General features: G+C 71.3%; 16 protein-coding genes. 7 read left to right on the forward strand and 9 right to left on the reverse strand.

Going from position 1 to position 16,987, the window contains the following annotated elements; all coding sequences use genetic code 11:
- Nucleotides 1–3: 3 nt before the first annotated feature.
- From GGQ91_RS00600 to GGQ91_RS00610, 3 genes are all read right to left on the reverse strand, one after another.
- Nucleotides 4–1,158, reverse strand: a complete 1,155-nt coding sequence (locus tag GGQ91_RS00600; RefSeq protein ID WP_182591154.1) for a diguanylate cyclase domain-containing protein — start codon at nt 1,156–1,158, stop codon at nt 4–6.
- Nucleotides 1,159–1,342: 184 nt separating this feature from the next.
- A complete protein-coding gene (locus GGQ91_RS00605; RefSeq protein ID WP_182591155.1) occupies nt 1,343–5,410 on the reverse strand; it encodes a Pls/PosA family non-ribosomal peptide synthetase in 4,068 nt (1,355 codons plus the stop codon).
- A 111-nt stretch (nt 5,411–5,521) separates the two neighbouring features.
- The gene (locus GGQ91_RS00610) at nt 5,522–6,109 is read right to left on the reverse strand and encodes a histidine phosphatase family protein (protein WP_043353469.1); all 588 of its coding nucleotides are present in this window, start codon (nt 6,107–6,109) and stop codon (nt 5,522–5,524) included.
- 96 nt (nt 6,110–6,205) lie between these two features.
- On the opposite strand from GGQ91_RS00610, the gene GGQ91_RS00615 reads away from it, so the two are divergent.
- Nucleotides 6,206–7,198 carry a polyphosphate kinase 2 family protein gene (locus tag GGQ91_RS00615; RefSeq protein WP_182591156.1) on the forward strand — a complete coding sequence of 331 codons (993 nt, stop codon included), beginning with the start codon at nt 6,206–6,208 and terminating at the stop codon, nt 7,196–7,198.
- Between the two features lie 16 nt (nt 7,199–7,214).
- Complete coding sequence (locus GGQ91_RS00620) at nt 7,215–8,369, forward strand: AAA family ATPase (RefSeq protein WP_053608850.1); 1,155 nt, start codon at nt 7,215–7,217, stop codon at nt 8,367–8,369.
- Nucleotides 8,370–8,438: 69 nt separating this feature from the next.
- Here the strand turns inward: GGQ91_RS00620 and fabI are convergent, their stop codons facing one another.
- Both fabI and GGQ91_RS00630 read right to left on the reverse strand, forming a co-directional pair.
- Nucleotides 8,439–9,263, reverse strand: coding sequence for an enoyl-ACP reductase FabI (gene fabI / locus GGQ91_RS00625; RefSeq protein WP_043381765.1), 825 nt, complete (start codon nt 9,261–9,263; stop codon nt 8,439–8,441).
- A gap of 130 nt (nt 9,264–9,393) precedes the next feature.
- Nucleotides 9,394–10,323: a DnaJ C-terminal domain-containing protein gene (locus tag GGQ91_RS00630; RefSeq protein ID WP_043381768.1), complete on the reverse strand. Its 930-nt coding sequence runs from the start codon at nt 10,321–10,323 to the stop codon at nt 9,394–9,396.
- 240 nt (nt 10,324–10,563) lie between these two features.
- On the opposite strand from GGQ91_RS00630, the gene GGQ91_RS00635 reads away from it, so the two are divergent.
- From GGQ91_RS00635 to GGQ91_RS00650, 4 genes are read left to right on the forward strand one after another with little or no spacing between them, the layout of a single operon-like run.
- A complete protein-coding gene (locus tag GGQ91_RS00635; protein WP_043354164.1) occupies nt 10,564–10,947 on the forward strand; it encodes a VOC family protein in 384 nt (127 codons plus the stop codon).
- On the forward strand, nt 10,947–12,011 hold the full coding sequence (locus GGQ91_RS00640) for an iron ABC transporter substrate-binding protein (protein WP_053608849.1): 1,065 nt from the start codon (nt 10,947–10,949) through the stop codon (nt 12,009–12,011). The genes GGQ91_RS00635 and GGQ91_RS00640 overlap by 1 nt, the downstream gene beginning before the upstream one ends.
- A complete protein-coding gene (locus GGQ91_RS00645; RefSeq protein ID WP_182591157.1) occupies nt 12,008–13,066 on the forward strand; it encodes a FecCD family ABC transporter permease in 1,059 nt (352 codons plus the stop codon). The genes GGQ91_RS00640 and GGQ91_RS00645 overlap by 4 nt, the downstream gene beginning before the upstream one ends.
- The gene (locus GGQ91_RS00650) at nt 13,066–13,839 is read left to right on the forward strand and encodes an ABC transporter ATP-binding protein (protein WP_043354159.1); all 774 of its coding nucleotides are present in this window, start codon (nt 13,066–13,068) and stop codon (nt 13,837–13,839) included. Before GGQ91_RS00645 ends, GGQ91_RS00650 begins: the two co-directional genes overlap by 1 nt.
- Before the next feature lie 15 nt (nt 13,840–13,854).
- On the opposite strand, the gene GGQ91_RS00655 is transcribed toward GGQ91_RS00650, so the two are convergent.
- The gene (locus tag GGQ91_RS00655) at nt 13,855–14,637 is read right to left on the reverse strand and encodes a Crp/Fnr family transcriptional regulator (protein WP_182591158.1); all 783 of its coding nucleotides are present in this window, start codon (nt 14,635–14,637) and stop codon (nt 13,855–13,857) included.
- Nucleotides 14,638–14,770: 133 nt separating this feature from the next.
- Nucleotides 14,771–15,655 carry a glycoside hydrolase family 25 protein gene (locus GGQ91_RS00660; protein WP_051044925.1) on the reverse strand — a complete coding sequence of 295 codons (885 nt, stop codon included), beginning with the start codon at nt 15,653–15,655 and terminating at the stop codon, nt 14,771–14,773.
- Nucleotides 15,656–15,857: 202 nt separating this feature from the next.
- Here GGQ91_RS00660 and GGQ91_RS00665 point away from each other — a divergent pair, with 202 nt between their 5' ends.
- Nucleotides 15,858–16,301: a DUF488 domain-containing protein gene (locus GGQ91_RS00665; protein WP_043354156.1), complete on the forward strand. Its 444-nt coding sequence runs from the start codon at nt 15,858–15,860 to the stop codon at nt 16,299–16,301.
- A 7-nt stretch (nt 16,302–16,308) separates the two neighbouring features.
- Here GGQ91_RS00665 and GGQ91_RS00670 read toward each other — a convergent pair whose 3' ends face one another.
- Together GGQ91_RS00670 and GGQ91_RS00675 are read right to left on the reverse strand one after the other, a co-directional pair.
- Nucleotides 16,309–16,683 carry a DUF6894 family protein gene (locus GGQ91_RS00670; RefSeq protein WP_043354155.1) on the reverse strand — a complete coding sequence of 125 codons (375 nt, stop codon included), beginning with the start codon at nt 16,681–16,683 and terminating at the stop codon, nt 16,309–16,311.
- Nucleotides 16,684–16,731: 48 nt separating this feature from the next.
- Nucleotides 16,732–16,956: a hypothetical protein gene (locus tag GGQ91_RS00675; protein WP_075381396.1), complete on the reverse strand. Its 225-nt coding sequence runs from the start codon at nt 16,954–16,956 to the stop codon at nt 16,732–16,734.
- Nucleotides 16,957–16,987: the final 31 nt, after the last annotated feature.

Here is a 16,987-nt window from a genome sequence, read left to right on the forward strand (position 1 = left end):
GCGTCAGGCGGCGCGGACCGCGACCGATTCCGCCACGGCGACCCGGTCGCGCCCCCCCTCCTTGGCGGCGTAGAGCGCCGCATCGGCCCGCTGCATCAGCGCATCGAACGCGACCCCGGGCCGGGCCTGCGCGATCCCGATGCTGACGCTGACGCTGAGGCCCGGCAATTCGGGGACGTGAAGCTGCGCGAAGGTCCGGCGCAGTTCCTCGGCCCGACCCAGGGCCTCGGCGGGCGAGACGTCCGGCAGCAGGCAGGCGAATTCCTCGCCGCCCAGGCGGCCCAGCAGCGCCTCCTTGGGCAAGAGCGACGTCGCCATGGCGCAGAAGCCCATCAGGACCGCATCGCCGACCCCATGACCGTAACGGTCGTTCACCGCCTTGAACCGGTCGAGATCGAACAGCAGCAGGGCGACGTCGGGATACTCGGCCATCGCCCGCTCGGCGGCCCTGGTGAAGGACCGGCGATTACGCACCCCGGTGAGGGCGTCCGTGGAGGCGGCGATTCGCTGCTCGCGCTCGGCCCGCTCCTTGACCAGCGCCATGAAGGTGAAGGCCGAGGCGATGGAGAACATCAGAGTGACGAAGCACAGGATCGCTACCCAGGGAGAGGCGAGCGGGCTCAGGCCCGGCTGCGGCGGCGCCATGACGGTCGCGGGGATCCGCACGACGTAGAAGGCGCTGTGCAGGCCGAGAATGGTCGCGGCCGCGATCCGGGAGGCGAGTTGCTCGGCGCGACCGCGCCAGATCTCCGCGGTCGCAGCGCCGCAATAGAGGGCCGCCACGGCCGAGGCGTAGAGGATGCGGGCCTCGATCGCGGCATAGAAGGCCGGGATCAGACACAGGACGCACCATCCGAGGGCACCCGCCATCGCGACGCCCGTCCGTGGCTCGCGATGCTCGAAGGTACGGACTCCGCTCCAGATGAGGCCGTAGGCAGCCAGCACCACCGCGTTGGCCAAGCCCACCGAGATCAGATCGGGGATCTGATTGCGCAACGCGAGGCCGGCCGACCCGGCCGCCCCGACGAGGTGCGCCGTGCCCCAGAGGGCGAGCGTCCGGGATCCGGGAGCCTGCCGCCATGAGGCCATGAACAACACGCCGACCAGAAAGGTCGTCGCCGCGCTGACGACCAGCAGAGTCGCGGGATCGAGTTGCACGGACGACTGTCGATCCTCGGCTCGAACGATGGCGCCGTCCCATCCCGGAATTGCTGGGGGAACGGCTCGGCATCTCAATCTATACTAATATCGCAGGCTAGACATTACAATAAGTTAGCTTGGCGGCATCACTGGCTCGTAGACGAGCTAGTACACCGCCAAGATCCGTTGACCGGGGCCACCGTCAGGCGCGGTGGATCACCGGCACCGCGGGCGCCCCCTCCCACTCGGTGTTGGCGGGGATCGACTCGCCCTTCATGACGATGGTGAGCGGACGCAGGCGGGCGAAATCGCCGACCTTCGTATCGTACAGCACGGTCGAGAACGCGCCCACCGAGACGCCCCGGCCGACGACGACGCGGCCGATCTTCATGATCCGGTCCTCGTACAGGTGCGTCTGCAGCGCCGAGACCCGGTTGATGGTGGCGTAGTCGCCGATGGTGACGCAGTCGAACTCGGTGATGTCGGTGGTGAGCATGCACACCCCCTTGCCGACCTTCACCCCGAACAGCCGCAGCACCCAGGGCAGGAAGGGCGTGCCCTGGAGATGCTCGAGCAGCACCTTGCCGGCGAGTCCCCAATAGGCCACGGCGATCGCCTCGGTGCGCATCGCCCACCACGACCACATCGGCTGCATGCCGGGCTTGTAGACGCCCATCAGCAGCCATTTCATCGCGATGACGGCGGACGACTGGATCAGCGCGATGGCGACGCTCGCCGCGACGAAGCTGAAGGCCAGTCCCCACCAGTCCTGCTCCAGGATGGCCGGGTAGAAGTACCAGTCGATCACCGTGATCGCGAGGGTGATATAGAGCATCGGCGAGAACGAAGTCGCGAAGGCCTCGAACACGCCGCGCCGGATCTTCGGCCAGGCGCCGGGCTCGTAGGTCTGGGCGGTCGAGCCGAGATCGACCTTCTGGCGGGCCGGCAGCCGGATCGGCGGGGAGCCGAACCACGTCTCGCCGGGGCTCATGGCGGCATTCTCGGGCGGCTTCGACTTGATGCCGATGAGCACGTCGTCGGGGATGACGGCGCCCGGCGGCACCACGGCATCGTTGCCGACGAAGACCCGCGCCCCGGTGCGGGTCGGCTCCAGGTGCATCCAGCCGCGCCGGATCTCCTCCTCGCCGTACACCACCTCGTCGGCGACGAAGTTCTTCGCGCCGACCTCGGCGAGATCGTAGCGGCCCGCGAGGTTGGTCGAGATCTCGGCGCCGTGGCCCATATTGGCGCCCATCAGCCGGTACCAGGCCCGCATGTAGACGGTCGCGAACAGCGACGAGAGCGTCTCCAGGGTCACCTCGACGGCGAGCGCCAGCGACCATTTCCGCAGGTAGAACAGGGAATGGACCGAGTAGGTGCCCGAGCGCGTCCGCGGCAGCACGATCCAGCGGATGCCGGCGATCAGCAGCACCGTGCCGGCGGTCATCAGCATGGCCGTGGGCCAGGTGAGGATCGGCAGGTACCAGTGGTAGTCGACGTCGGTGATGTCGGAGAACGAATCCGAGATCTGGTCGAAGATGAAGAAGGCCGGGAAGATCGGCAGCAGGCCGACCGCGGGGATCGCGCCGAGCAGGACGACATAGGCCGCCATGAAGGCGCTGCGGCGCGCGAAGGAGGCCTCGGCGGGCGCGGGCAGGTCCGAGGGGTCCGCCATCCCGACCTTGCGGCCGGGTGAACCGTCCCAGCGCTCGGCCGCCCCGACCCGCGAGCCCACGGGGATCGTGGTCAGGTCGGCGATCTCCGCCTGCGGCCCGATCACCGTGTCGTGGCTGATGACGCAGGAGGTTCCCACCGCCGCATCCGCGCCGATCTCGACCCGGCCGATGACAAGCTCGTTGCCGACGATCTCGGCGTTGGCGATGACGAGGCGACCGCCGAGCGACGCGCCGTCTCCGATGGTCAGGAGGTCGGGCGCGCCGATCTCGATGTCCGAGATCAGGGTGTCACGCCCGATCCGGGCGCCCATCAGCCGCAGGTAGATGGCGATGGCCGGCGAACCCTGGAGCCACTTCACGTGGACCAGCGGGGCCAGCCGCTGCGCGAGCCACCAGCGGTAATAGTAGGCGCCCCAGAGCGGATAGCGGCCCTGCTTGGTCCGGCCGAGGATGAGCCACTTGCCGGCCACCGCGGCCACTGCGGTCACGCCGTTGATCGCCACATAGACGAGGAGCAGCACCCCGAGTTCGGCGAAGAAGCTGAGACCGCCGCCGGTGAGCAGCAGGTAGGTCACGAACATGCCGAGCCATTGCGCAGTGGCCAGGGCGATGACGAAGGGCAGCGCGACGAGTTGCGCGAGGCCGCACAGCGCCCGGCGCAGCAGCGGCGGCGGTTCGAAGCTCAGGTCACGGGTCGCGGCCCCGGCGCCCATCCCGCCCGTGCGGGCGATCAGCGCGTCCGCCATGGCCCGCATCGTGCGCAGGGCATAGACGTCCGGCAGGGTGATGCCGGCGAGCGGCGGGTTCTCGCGCACCGCCGAGACGAAGCGGGCGGCGAGCAGGGAATGCCCGCCGAGATCGGCGAAGAAATCGCCCTCGAGGGCGATCGGCTGGTTGCCGAAGACCTGCTTGGCAGCCGCGACGAGGGCCGCCTCGGTCTCGTTGGCGGGGGGCTCCTGCTCGCCGTCGGCGGCCACCACCGTCAGCGGGGCGATCTTCAGCGCCTTGCGGTCGACCTTGCCGGAGGTCAGGCGCGGGAGCGACTCGGCCACCTCGAAATGGCCGGGCACCATGTAGGGCGGCATCTGCCCGGCAAGCGTCCGGCGCAGGGCCGCGGCGTCGATGGCGCGGCCGCGCTCCGGGATCAGGAAGGCGACGAGGCGGTCGACGCCGTCGTCCTGCCGGAGCACGACGGCGGCCTGGTTGATGTCGGGCACCGCCCGGATCCGGGACTCGATCTCGCCCAGCTCCACGCGGAAGCCGCGGATCTTCACCTGGTCGTCGATCCGGCCGTGGAACACGATCCGGCCCTCGGCATCGAGGGAGACCGCGTCGCCCGAGCGGTAGAGCACCGGATCGGTCCCGTCCGACGCGAAGGGGTTGGCGATGAACTTCTCCGCCGTCAGCTCCGGACGGGCGAGGTAGCCCCGCGCCACGCCGGGGCCGCCGATCAGCAGCTCGCCCTGCTGGTCGCGGCCGAGCAGGGCGAGGTCCTCGCCGGCGACATAGACGGAATAGTTCGGGATCGGGCCGCCGATGGTCACCGGCTCGCCGGGCCGCATCTCGGCGGCGGTCGCCACCACGGTGGCCTCCGTGGGCCCGTAGGTGTTGAACAGCTGGCGCCCGCCCGTCGCCCAGCGGGCGATCAGCGGCTCGGGCAGCGCCTCGCCGCCGAGCAGGACGAGGCGGACCCGCGGCAGGTCGCCGGAGATCATCGCCAGCAGCGTCGGCACGGTGTCGAGCACCGTGATCCCCTCCGCCTCCAGGATGCCCGGCAGCGATTCCAGGTCGCCCATCATGGCCGGGCTCGCCACGAACAGGGTCGCGCCCACGAGGTAGGGGACCCAGATCTCCTCCATCGAGAGATCGAAGGCCACCGAGGCCCCCTGGAACACCACGTCGTCGGCGCGCATCCCGTAGAGGGCGTTCCCCGACCGGAGGAAGTGGCAGATGTTGGCGTGGCTGATGACGATGCCCTTGGGCACGCCGGTCGAGCCCGAGGTGTAGATCAGGTAGGCGGGATGCTCGGGCGTCAGTCCGGCGGCGCGCGGGTCCGGCTCGGGCGCATCGGCGGGCGTCCCCGCGTCGAGATCGGCGGGCGTCAGGGCGGGCGTCCCGTCGGGCGCCGCGGCCGCCAGCGCCGGCGAGACCAGCAGCGCCTTCGCGCTCGCATCGGTGAGGCACACGCCGACCCGATCGGCCGGCGCCTCGGCGTCGAAGGGCAGCCACGCCGCCCCCGACATCGTGATGCCGATCTGCGCCACGAGGAGGTCCGGGCCGCGGGCCATCCACAGGCCGACGACGTCGCCGGGGCCGATGCCGCGATGGGCGAGGCCGGCGGCGATCCGGCCGGCCCGGGCGGCGACCTCCGCGTAGGTCAGGTGCGGGTGGACGCCGCCGGCCGCCACGCGGGCGCCGTCGACGAGGCAGGGATGGTCGGGCCGGGTCTCGGCGGCGTGCAGGAAGATCTCGGCCAGGACCTCGTCGCGGATCAGGTCGGGCCGGTGGTCGCCGCGCAGGATCGCCGCGTCCCCGGGACGGTCGCGCTCCCCGGCCACCGGGCCGGGCCGGGTCTTTTCGGCGACGTCGCTCATCCGCTGCTCCGCTGGCCGGCCGCTCGAGCCGGCGCCTGTCCTGGCCGCCGCCCTATAGCCTGCCGATCATGCCGTTATCGAGGCGGCCTTGCACTGCGCAGGCGCACGGGATCAAGCCCAGCGCCAGCCACCGGGCTCGAGGATCAGGACCTCGCCCTGCCGGATTCCGAGGCGGGGCGCGGCGTAGATGTCGAGATGACCGAGGGCGACGAGGGCCGCCCGTGCCACGCCGCCATGGGCGACGACCACCGTATCCCGCTCCAGGGCCGCGATCATCGGGCCGACGCGCTCGACCAGGGCGGCGTAGCTCTCGGCGCCGAGGCCGGGCGGACGGTAATGCCAGCGGTCCCGGTCGCGGCCGGCCGCCCCCGCCGGGTCGCGGCGGCGGATCTCCGCCCAGGTGGAGCCCTCCCAGCTGCCGAAACCGATCTCGCGCAGGCGCGGATCGGTCCGGTACGCCGCCGGCGGCAGGCCGAGGGCCGTCCGGAGGATCTCCATGGTGCGCCGGGTGCGCTTGAGCGGGCTCGCGACGAAATCGGCCTCCGCCAGCGTCGCCCCCGCCGCCGCGGCGAGGCGTTCCGCGACGGCCGCCGCCTGCGCCTCGCCCTGGGCGTTGAGGTCCGTGTCGCGCCCGCCCTGGAGGCGTCCCTCGGCGTTCCAGGCGGTCTGGCCGTGCCGGATGAAGTAGATCGTACCCAACCGTCTCAACCCCGTCCTGCGCAGGAATCCGGAACGGCCTGGATCGCCGGCCGTTCTCGCCGTCGGTCGGCAATATCCGGATACAGGTCCTGCCCCATGTCCAAGAAGCACGGCAAGCATCATCGCGGCCACAAACGTCCCGATGACATGACAGGTGAGGCAGACCTGCATGGATCGCCCCGGCCGCCCCGCCCGTCGACGGCCCGCTGGGCGGGTTCCGCGGACACGATCGCCGGGACAATCCCGGTCGCCCTGGACGGCCACCGCCAGATCCCCATCCTGGCCGCCCCGGGCATCGTCACGGTGGAGCCGGGCGCGGCCTTCGACCTCTCCGCGGTGGAGGCCGACGCCGATGGCGGCCTGGATAAGGCCTGGGCGAAGGAGGCCCTGGCCGGGGAGCGGGCGCGCATCGTCGCCCTCCAGGAGCGCCTCTATGCCGAACGCGCCCGCAGCCTGCTGCTGGTGTTCCAGGCGATCGATACCGGCGGCAAGGACGGGACGATCCGCTCGGTCCTGCAGGGCGTGAACCCCCAGGGCTGCACCGTGGCCTCGTTCAAGGTGCCCTCAAGCGAGGAACTCGATCACGACTTCTTGTGGCGCTACCACGCCCGCGTGCCGGGACGCGGCATGATCGGGGTGTTCAACCGCAGCCACTACGAGGACGTGCTGGTGGTGCGGGTGAAGGGCCTCGTGCCGGATGCGGTCTGGCAGAGCCGCTACGGCCGCATCAACGACTTCGAGCGCCTGCTCACCGAGTCCGGCACAACCGTGATCAAGTTCTTCCTGCACATCTCCCGGGCCGAGCAGAAGAAGCGCCTGGAGGCCCGGATCGCCGATCCGGAGAAGCGCTGGAAATTCGATCCCGCCGATCTGGTCGAGCGGAAGTCCTGGGACGCCTACCAGCAGGCCTTCGCGGACGCCCTCGGCCGCTGCTCGACGCCCCATGCGCCCTGGCTGGTGGTGCCGGCCAACCACAAGTGGTTCCGCAACTACGTGATTGCCCGGACCGTGGCCGATACACTGGAGGCCATGGATCCGCGATTCCCGGAGGCCTCGAAGGGCATCGCGGATCTCACGGTGCCCGACTGACGGGGGGAGGCCCGACATGCTGGTGGTTCGGGAAATCGCGGTCTCGGGCTACCGCTCGCTGCGGCGGATCAGCTTCCCGGTCGATCAGCTGTCGGTCTTCGTCGGGGGCAACGGCACGGGCAAGACCAACCTGTACCGCTCGCTCGAGCTCCTGCAGGCGGCGGCCCGGGGTACGCTCACCCGCGATCTCGCCGCGGAGGGCGGGATGGACTCGGCCCTGTGGGCGGGTCGCCGTCGGCAGGGCGAGGCCGCGCGGATCTGCCTGTCGGCCACCCTGCGCCACGACGGCACCGGCCAGGACTTCCACTACGCCGTGGAGGTCGGGCTGGTGCAGCAGGCCGGCGACTCGATTTTCGGCGCGGCCTTTCGGAAGGAACCGCAGGTGAAGGCCGAGCGCCTGACGGTCCGCACCCGCGGTCGCACGGCCGTACTCCTCGATCGCGACGGGCGCAGCGGCTTCGTCCGCGACGAGGCGGGCGCCAAACGCTCCCTTGGCGGGGATCTGCTGGCGACCGAGACCGCGCTGGGCAGCCTCCTCGACGCCACAGGGCTTCCCGAGATCGCCCTGGTCCGCCTCGCCTTGGCGGGATGGCGCTTCCACCACGATTTCCGGACGGATGCCGATTCGCCCCTACGCCGGCCCTGCCTCGCGGTGACCACGCCGACGCTGGCCTCGGACGGCTCGGACCTCGCCGCCGTCTTCGCCACCCTGGCGCATATCCGGCAGGACACCGCCGAGATCGACGAGGCCGTCGACGCCGCCTTCCCGGGTGCGGGACTCGTCATCCCCGAGCCGGGCCGTCACGCCAGCTTCGGCCTGCGCTTTCCCGACTTCCCCGTCCGGATCTTCGATCCGCCGGAACTGTCGGACGGCACCCTGCGCTACCTCGCCCTCGCGGGCGCCCTGCTCGGATACCGCTTGCCGCCGTTCATCGCCCTGAACGAGCCCGAGACCAGCCTGCATCCCGATCTCATGGATCCGCTGGCGCGGCTGATCGCGCGGGCCGCAGAACGCACCCAGGTCTGGCTCGTGACCCATTCGGAGCGGCTGGCGGCAGGGATCGCGGAGCACGGGCGCGTCCGGCCGCGCACCGTCATCAAGCGTGACGGCGAGACCTGGATCGACGGGCTCAAGCTCTCGGGGGACTTCGCCGACGCGGATGAGGATTGACCCCGATCCGATCGGATCGTGCGAAAAGCCGTCTGGCCGCGCGCGGCGCGTGCGGTGACGGAGCGCGCCTCAATCCTTGTCGAGGGTGAGGTCCGGGGCCTCGGGATTCTTCATGCCGACGACGTGGTAGCCGGCATCCACGTGGAGGATCTCGCCGGTCATGCCCGCCGCCATGTCGGAGACGAGGTAGGACGCGGTCTCGCCGACCTCCCCGATCGTCACGGTCCGGCGCAGGGGCGCGTTGTACTCGTTCCACTTCAGGATGTAGCGGAAATCGCCGATCCCGGAGGCAGCGAGAGTCTTGATCGGGCCCGCCGAGATCGCGTTGACCCGGATGTTCTTCGGGCCGAGATCGGCCGCGAGGTAGCGCACCGACGCCTCCAGGGCCGCCTTGGCCACGCCCATCACGTTGTAATGCGGCATCCACTTCTCGGCGCCGTAATAGGTCAGCGTCACGAGGGAGCCGCCCGGGCGCATGATCTTCTCGGCACGCTGGGCCACGGCGGTGAACGAGTAGCACGAGACCAGGAGCGACTTGGTGAAGTTGTCCTCGGAGGTCTCGATATAGCGGCCGGTCAGCTCGTCCTTGTCGGAGAAAGCGACGCAGTGGACGACGAAATCGATGCCGTCGGGGAAGACCTTCGCGGCTTCCGCGAAGACCGCGTCGATCGTGGCCGCCTCGGTGACGTCGCAATGCCCGATGACGTGGGCGTCGAGCTCCTTGGCGAGGGGCTCGACCCGCTTGCGCAGGGCATCGCCCTGATAGGTGAAGGCGAGTTCGGCGCCGTGGGCGCGGGCGCTGCGGGCGATGCCCCAGGCGATCGAGCGGTTGTTGGCGACCCCGAGGACGATGCCCCGCTTGCCCGCCAGAAGGCCCTGCCCGTGTTCCGCCATGATCGATCCCGAAGCCGCGCGACCCCTTTCGGGGCCGGGGGGCCTCCTTAGCGGAGGCGGCCCGGCGACGGAAGTCCGGGGCGACACCGAGCGCCGTCAAGCCGGCCTCGGTGTCCGGTTCGCGAGGCCGTCAGGCCGCCTTGGCGGCGCGCCGGCTGCGGGCGAAGTCCGCCAGGGCCGCATCCTCGCCCTCCGGCAGGACGATCGCCGTGGTGGCGAACAGGTCCCCAGGGGTGCCGTCCTTCTTCGGCAGGCCCTTGCCGCGCAGGCGGAAGGTGCGGCCGGAACTCGTCATCGCCGGGATCTTCATCTCGACGACGCCGGTGAGCGTCGGCACGCGGATCGTGCCGCCGAGCACGGCATCCTCCAGGGGAACGTCGACGGTGGTGCGCAGGTCGGCCCCCTCGACGGTGAAGCGCGGATGCGGGCGGATCCGGATCGTCAGCAGGGCGTCGCCCGGCTCACCCCGGAGGCCGCCGCTCTGGCCGAGACCGCGCAGCCGGATGGTCTGGCCGTCGATCACGCCACGGGGGATCATCACGTCGACCTCCCGGCCGGTGGGCAAGGCGAGGCGCAGCTTCTCCTCGCTGGCGACCTGCTCCAGGGTCACCGACAGCTCCGCGGCGACGTCTTCGCCCTTGGCGGGCTGGCGCTGACCGCCCGGTCCGGCCCCGCCGGCGCGGAAGGCCTCGCCGAAAATGTGCGAGAAGATGTCCTCGCCCATCCCGCCGCCGCCCATGCCGCCGCCGCGCTGGGCGCGGGCCATGTGCTCGAAGTCGAAATTGCCCCCGCGGCCGCCGCCGAAGCCGCCGAACCCCTCGAAGCCGGTCGCGCGCGGCTTGCCCTCGGCATCGATCTCGCCGCGGTCGAACTGCTTGCGCTTCTCGGCGTCGCCCAGGATCTCGTAGGCCGAGTTCGCCTCGGCGAAACGGTCCTTGGCCTTCACGTCGTTCTTGTTGCGGTCGGGGTGGAAGTCCTTGGCGAGCTTGCGATAGGCCTTCTTGATCTCGGCCTCGCTCGCCCCCTTGGCCACGCCCAGCACGTCGTAGGGATTGCGCATGGATCTCTTGGCTGTGCGGTTGGCTGTGCGATATCGCTTCGCCAGCCGGATGTGGGATGGATGTTGCATCCCTGCAACGGTCCTGTCGGCGAAAGTCTGCGGGTTCGTGCCGAACGTCAAGCGGCCGATCTCGCCGCGGCTGCGGGCCGGCCCTATCGTCGGAGGCAGCGCCGACCGGCGCCTCCGGCGGGATCGGGCCGGAGGCCGCTCGCGCCGGAATCACCCGAGGCCGGAGAGCCGATGCACTACGCCTGCGACCACCTCCACCTGCGCAGCCGCGACGCCGTCGCGGCCGCATCCTTCTACATCGCGACGTTCGGAGCCCGCGAGGTCAAGCGCGTCGGCACGGATCCGGTGCAGCGTGTCGTGCTCGACCTCGGCGGCCTCGCCGTCTTCATCGAGCAGGCCCCGGCCGAGATCGCGCCCGCGGCGACCACGCCCTGCCTCGGGATCGAGCATGTCGGATTGCGCGTCGCCGACATCGAGGCGGCGATGGCCGATCTCACCGCCCGGGGCGTGACGGTGCGGACCGGCATCACCGAGCGCGGGCCCGGCCTGCGGATCGCCTTCGTGGAGGGACCGGACGGCGCGCTGATCGAGATCCTCGAGCGGACATCCGTCTGATGCCATCGAGCCCCGGTCGCCGGGCATCCCTGGCCGCGGCGCTGATCCTGCTGCTGGTGGCATCCGGGGCGGCCGCGGCGCGTCCGTTCACGGATGCGGCCGGCCGCACGGTCGAACTTCCCGAAAGGATCGGGCGGGTGCTCGCCGCGGGGCCGCCGGCCGTCGTGCTGCTCTACACCCTGGCGCCGGACCTGATGGCCGGCTGGGTGACCGCACCGCATCCCGAGGCGCTGCCCTTCCTCGAGCCCCGGACCCGAACGCTGCCCGCCTATGGCCGCCTGACCGGTCGGGGCGGCACGGCCAATGTCGAGGCGGTCCTGGCCGCCAAGCCCGACCTGATCGTCGATTCGGGGAGCCTCGGGCCGACCTACGCGTCCCTCGCCGACCGGATCCAGGCGCAGACCGGGATTCCCTACATCCTGCTCGACGGCAGCTTCGCGAAGAGTCCGGAAGCCTACCGGCAGCTCGGCGCCGCGCTGGGCCGGCAATCCGCGGCGGATGCCCTGGCGGCCGAGGCCAAGGCTCTCGCCGACAGGGTGGACCGCGCCGTGGCGACGCTCCCCGAGGACCGGCGGCCCCGGGTCTATTACGCGCGCGGCCCGCGTGGCCTGGAGACGGGCTTCGCCGGATCGATCAACACCGAGCTGGTGGAGGCCGCGGGCGGCCGCAACGTCGCGCAGGACGGCGGCGGTCGCCTCGGCAACGTCTCGCCCGAGCAGGTCCTCGCCTGGAACCCGGACGTGATCGTCACCCTCGACCCGGCCTTCGCGGCCGGGCTGCGCACCGACCCGCTGTGGCGGACCATCCGGGCTGTCCAGACGGGGCGGATCTACGTGGCGCCGCTTCAGCCGTTCCCGTGGTTCGACGCGCCTCCGGGGGTCAACCGCCTGATCGGCCTGCGCTGGCTGGCGGCCCGGCTCCACCCGGACCTGTTCCCGGAACCGATGCCCGACGTGGTGCGCGCCTTCTACCGGGATTTCTACCACGTCGATCTCGACGGCGATCAGGTCGCCGCCCTCCTCGGACCGAGGCCCCCGGGCGCGGAACCGGACGCGCCGAAATGAGCGACATCCCGGCTGCGGCCGAGGCGATCGAGCTTCGCACCCGCAGACGCCTGCGGATTTCCGCGGCGCTTTTCTCCGGATTGGCTCTGCTGGCGCTGGCCGTGCTCGCCTTGGCGGTCGGCCAGTATCCGGTCGCGCCCGCGGACCTTGCCGCAATCCTCGGGCACCATCTGCTCGGCCTGCCCTCGCGCGCGCCGGCGGCGGCGGAGACCGTGGTGATGCAGGTGCGGCTGCCCCGGGTGATCGCCGCTCTGGTGGTCGGGGCAGCATTGTCGGCGGCCGGGGCGACCTACCAGGGCCTGTTCCGCAACCCGCTGGTCTCCCCCGACATCCTCGGCGTGTCGGCCGGCGCAGGGCTCGGCGCCGTGCTCGGGATCTATCTCGGCCTGCCCGTGGCGCCGATCCAGCTCCTGGCCTTCCTGGGCGGGCTCGGCGCCGTCGCCGCGGTCTACGGCGTCGGCCTCGCCGTGCGGCGGCACGATCCGGTCCTGACCCTGGTCCTGGCGGGGGTGGCGGTGGGCGCGGTGCTCGGGGCGGGCATCTCGCTCCTGAAGGTGCTGGCCGACCCCTACAACCAGCTGCCGGCGATCACCTTCTGGCTGCTGGGGAGCCTGTCCTCGGTCACCCTGGGCGACGTCGCCGCCACCCTGCCGATGATGCTGATCGGCCTCGTGCCCCTCGTCCTGCTGCGCTGGCGCATGAACCTGATGAGCCTCGGCGACGCGGAGGCGCGGACCCTCGGCGTGGAGACGCGGGTGCTGCGCCCGGTCCTGATCGCCGGCGCGACCCTGATCACGGCGGCGGCCGTCGCGATGACCGGGGTCATCGGCTGGATCGGGCTGATCGTGCCGCACATCGCCCGGCTGCTGGTCGGGCCGGATTACCGCCGGCTGCTGCCGGCCTCGCTGGCGCTCGGAGCGGGCTACCTCGTGCTGGTCGACCTGATCGCGCGGAATATGGGAACCGTCGAGGTGCCGCTGGGCATCCTGACGGCCCTGGTCGGGGCCCCGTTCTTCCTCTGGCTGCTGGCGTCCGGGCGCCGGGGCTTCGCGTGATGCTGCTCCACGTGCGGGACCTCGCCTTCGGCTACGGCGGCCGCAGCGTCGGAAGCGGCGTGTCGTTCGACCTCGCCGCGGGCGAGGTGCTGTGTCTCATCGGGCCGAACGGCGGCGGCAAGACCACCCTGTTCAAGACGCTGCTCGGGCTGCTGCCCGCCCGGGGCGGTCGCGTCGTCCTCGGCGGCACCGACCTGTCCCGGCTGTCGCGCAGCGCCATCGCCCGCATGGTCGCCGCCGTCCCCCAGGCGCATGCGGCCTTCTTCCCGTTCACCGTCCGGGAGGTCGTCGTGATGGGCCGGGCGAGCCGGATCGGCCCGTTCGCCGCGCCCGGCCCGTCCGACGCGGCGGCGGCCGAAAAGGCCCTCGACGCCCTGGGGATCGGGCACTTGGCCGACACGGTCTACACCGAGATCAGCGGCGGCGAGCGGCAGCTCGCCCTGATCGCCCGGGCGCTGAGCGGGGAGCCGCGGCTGCTGATCATGGACGAGCCGACCGCGAGCCTCGATTTCGGCAATCAGGCCCGCGTCCTCGGGCAGATCCGCCGCCTCGCCCAGGCCGGCATCGCCGTACTGTTCTCGACGCACGATCCCGGCCACGCCCTGCTCTGCGCCGACCGCCTCGTCGCCCTGCACGGGGGCCGCCTCGTCGCCGACGGGCCGTCCGCCGCCACGGTCACCCCGGCGCTCCTGCGTCTGATCTACGGGATCGACGTGGTGGTGGCGCCGGTCCCGGGCCTCGCAGCGCCGGTCTGCGTGCCCGTCGTCGACTGACCGCGCTCCGGCCCCTCAGGCCGTTCGCGACACCGGCCCGGCATCCGCGTCCGGTGCGGCCCGGCGCGGACCATCGGGCCCGTAAACGGCGCCGAGCACCGCCTCGCAATGGAGCCGGACGCGGGCGTGGCAGGCGCAGGCCGCGGCCGAGACCGCCCGGCGATCGACGATCGTGATGCGGCCGCGCTCCGCCCGGAGAAGGCCCTGCTCCTGCAGCACACGCAGGATCCGGGTGAGGTAGGTCCGCTGGACGCCGAGCATCGCGGCCATCAGCTCGTGGGTGACCGGAAGGGTGTCGCCGCCGGTCCGGTCCTGCAACGTCAGCAGCCAGCGGAGGCAGCGCTGCTCGATCGGGTGCACGGCGTTGCAGGCCCCGATCAGGAGCAGCTGAGCCAGGAAACAATCGGCATAGCGGGCGAACAGATCGCGGAACGTGGCGGATCGGCGCTCGGCCTCCCGCAGGCGGTCCGCGTCGAGGCGCAGAACCCGCCCGCCCACCTGCACCAGCCCGCTGACGGCGTTCGGCAGCCGGCCCTGGCCGATGATCCCGCCGACCGCCCCGTCGTGACCCACGCTCGCGGTCTCCGCCATCCGGCCGTCGTGGGTGGCGACGACCAGAGCGACAACGGCCTGGTCACAGGGGAAGATCACAGGGCTCGCGCCGGACTCAGCCGTAAGGATCGTGTCCCCCCTGGCGACGGTCACCGGTTCCAGATCGCGTTCGATCAGCGCGCGGTCCGAACCCGAAAGCGCGTCGAGGAGCAGGTTGCCGGTGGAGGCGGCAGGTTCGATCGGCATGGGGCGGCGAGATGCGGCAGAGAGGGGCCCGTCGGGACCCTCACGGATTTGCGCCCGTCAGCGTGCGGACTCGCCAGCCATAGCCCGCAGGCTGCGCCCTCGAACTAACTTAGGTTTCGTTGCAGCCGTCCATCTACTTGTCCGTGCATAGACCCTGCTCCGAGAGTCTCCTGTGCTCGCGCGGATCGCAGTCGGTGGCCAGGAACGAGGCCCAGTCGGACGGGGTCCCGTAGAAGGCATTGCGATCGACGTCACCCCGCACGCCCGGGACCCGACCCGTCGAGGTGAACTGCCACAGCATCCACTTACGGTTGACGAACCGCTGCTCCGGCTCGGCCGCGGTGGAGCGCAGCCAGTGCGGATAGTCCGGGAGTTCGCCCTCCAGCACGTCCTTGTGGAAGGTGATGTCGGTGTAGATGATCGGGCGCTTGCCGGTGTAGCGCTCCATCTCCTCCAGCATCTCGGTGACCATCGCCAGGGCCTGGGCCTTGGGCAGCTTCTTCGGGCAGGTCTGCGAGTGGCCGTTCCACTCGACGTCGAGGACCGGCGGCAGAGCGGTGGGGTCGTTCGGAACGTTCCGCTTGAACCAGTCCATCTGCTCCCTGGCGGAGCGGCACCAGAACACGAAGTGGTACGCGCCCCGCGGCACGCCGGCCCGCGCCGCGCCGTCCCAGTTGGTCCGGAAGCGCTCGTCGACGTGGTCGCCGCCCTCGGTGGCCTTGATGAAGGCGAACTGCGTGCCGGCGGCCCGGACCGAGGCCCAGTCGACGTTGCCCTGCCACTTCGAGATGTCGATGCCCTGGATCGGGTGGAGCTTGGCCTTGGCCACGCCCGGATGGGGCTTGGCGTCACCCTTCGTCGGGTAGAAGTCGTTGTTGGAGGCACAGGCCGCGAGGCCGGCCAGGATGGCGGCGGCGGCGAAGCGCCCGGCGAGGCGCCGGGCCGGCTTCAGACGGTCGGTCAGACTCCGAGCGACTTCCCCGAACGGCGACCGCGAAAGTTTTGAAATCCGCGACATCAGTGTTTAGCCCGCCACCGAAGAAGCGCCACAGACAGGCGTATTCGATGGCCCCGGCGCGGTTAACGGAGCTTTGCGATCATTGCGGCGGAATTCCGGGACGCGTTGCCTGCCCGCGACATACGGCGCCCATCCCCGGTTGGTTCACAGGGCGCGATCCGGCTAAGTCGCGGTCCCGCAACGCGAGTCCGGACACGGCGCCGTGAGTAAGCAACTCTTTACCATAGGCTACGAAGGCCTCGATTCGGAGCGCCTCGTTGGGGTCCTGCGCTCGGCGGGGGTCGCAACGCTGGCGGATGTCCGGGCGGTGGCGAACTCACGCAAGCGCGGCTTCTCGAAGGGTGCGCTGGGCACATCCCTGCGCGAGGCCGGCCTGGGCTACGCGCATCTGCGCAGCCTCGGGACACCGAAATCCGGCCGGCAGGCGGCCCGGGCCGGGGACGCGGCGCTGATGCGCCGGATCTACTGCGAGGAGGTGCTGGACACGGCCGCAGGCCTCGCGGCCCTCGACGAGCTCGCCGCGCTGGCCGAGGGGGCCCCGATCTGCCTGCTGTGCTTCGAGCGCGATCCGGCCGGCTGCCATCGGCGCGTGCTGGCCGAGCGCCTCGCACCGCGCGGCTTCGTGGTCAGCGACCTCTTCGGCTGAGCCGGTCTCAGCGGCCCGACAGGGAAGGCGCGCGCATGCCCAGCGCGCCCGCAAGACGCCGGACGGGGCCGAGGGCGGCCGTCAGACCCAGCGGCGCGGCCCTGCGCGGCGCACGCGGCCGGCGACGGTCGGCATCCGCGACCGGCTCGACCGGCAGGTACAGCGCGTCGAAGAAGGACATCTCCAGGAGCGTGGCGCCGTCGTCGTCGGTGATCACCATCGCCGCCTCCATCAGCCGCGGGTCGCCGCCGTGCTGGCGCATCAGCCCCTGCACGATCGTGCGCGCGGTGGACCGGGCGGCCTCGACATCCTCGACCCACTGGGCCGCCGAGGCCGGGAGCGAAGCGTTGCCGAGGCGGATGGTGAAGTGGGCGCGGACCATGAAGCGCTCCTGGGAGGGGACCGGCGGGGACACCGCCGGCAACGGGTGTCAGGCGGCCTGGGCGTCGTCGACGGCTTCGGCGACGGGTTCGGACTTCTCAGCCGCGGATTTCGGATCGAAGGCGTCCGCGAGCAGGACGAGGCGCCGCGCCATGTCCCGCACCTCGTTGAGCGCGATCGACTTCTGGCCTTCCTTCACCGCGCGGGTGATGTCGCTGACCTGCGTGGTGGCGATCCGCTTCAGTTCGTCGGCGAGCTGCTGGCTGGTCATCATCGCATCCGGACTCGGCTTGTCAGGCTGAGCC

Source organism: Methylobacterium fujisawaense, assembly GCF_014138435.1.
In the GTDB taxonomy this organism is placed as follows: domain Bacteria; phylum Pseudomonadota; class Alphaproteobacteria; order Rhizobiales; family Beijerinckiaceae; genus Methylobacterium; species Methylobacterium fujisawaense.